Annotated in this window: 1 rRNA gene; it reads right to left on the reverse strand. The window is 46.9% G+C overall.

What is annotated here, in order from left to right:
- Positions 1–1,271, reverse strand: a 23S ribosomal RNA gene (locus HMPREF2813_RS00555); the annotation flags it as partial.
- Positions 1,272–1,396 lie beyond the last annotated feature (125 nt).

The following is a 1,396-nucleotide window of genomic DNA, read 5'->3' on the forward strand; positions in this document are numbered from 1 at the left end:
CTGATGCCGCAGCTTCGGTGCTATATTTCAGCCCCGTTACATCTTCCGCGCAGGCCGACTCGACTAGTGAGCTATTACGCTTTCTTTAAATGATGGCTGCTTCTAAGCCAACATCCTAGCTGTCTAAGCCTTCCCACTTCGTTTCCCACTTAATATAGACTTGGGGACCTTAGCTGGCGGTCTGGGTTGTTTCCCTCTCCACGACGGACGTTAGCACCCGCCGTGTGTCTCCTGAGTATCACTCTTTGGTATTCGTAGTTTGCATCGGGTTGGTAAGCCGGGATGGCCCCCTAGCCGAAACAGTGCTCTACCCCCAAAGGTGTCACCTCAAGGCTCTACCTAAATAGATTTCGGGGAGAACCAGCTATCTCCCGGTTTGATTGGCCTTTCACCCCCAGCCACAAGTCATCCGCTAATTTTTCAACATTAGTCGGTTCGGTCCTCCAGTTAGTGTTACCCAACCTTCAACCTGCCCATGGCTAGATCACCGGGTTTCGGGTCTATACCTTGCAACTACTCGCCCAGTTAAGACTCGGTTTCCCTTCGGCTCCCCTATTCAGTTAACCTCGCTACAAAATATAAGTCGCTGACCCATTATACAAAAGGTACGCAGTCACCCCATCACTTAATCCCACTGCTTCTTTTGGGTGGTTTGACTCGCTTCGCTCCTCTTACCATTGTTTAAATGCGGTTGCTTTTCATCACCTTCCAATCGGATTAAGTGATGGGGCTCCCACTGCTTGTACGTACAAGGTTTCAGGTTCTATTTCACTCCCCTCACCGGGGTTCTTTTCGCCTTTCCTTCACAGTACTGGTTCACTATCGGTCAATCAGGAGTATTTAGCCTTGGAGGATGGTCCCCCCTTCTTCAAACAGGATATCACGTGTCCCGCCCTACTTCTCGTTAGCTTAGTACCACAATATGGTTTTTAGATACGGGATTATCACCCTCTTTGATTGTGCTTCCCAACACATTCTCCTCACTATACTGCTATCACTTACTGGCTCTTTCGCTTTCGCTCGCCGCTACTGACGAAATCTCGGTTGATTTCTTTTCCTCGGGGTACTTAGATGTTTCAGTTCTCCCGGTTTGCCTCAACAAGCTATGAATTCACTTGTTGATAGTAGATTCTTCATCTACTGGGTTTCCCCATTCGGATATCTTGGATTAAACGCCTCTTATCGACTCATCCAAGCTTTTCGCAGATTAGCACGTCCTTCTTCGCCTCTGATTGCCAAGGCATCCACCTTGTACGCTTAGTCACTTAACTATACAACCTCAAATGTTTTCAATCACTTTACGTTTTCACTTCAAAGTGCGGTCAATTTGATGCGTATTTTTATTCAACTAAACACTTGATTGCTTTTGTTCAATCAAGATTTTATGCAAAACAGG

The organism is Haemophilus sp. HMSC066A11, assembly GCF_001811665.1.
Classification (GTDB): Bacteria; Pseudomonadota; Gammaproteobacteria; order Enterobacterales; family Pasteurellaceae; genus Haemophilus; species Haemophilus influenzae.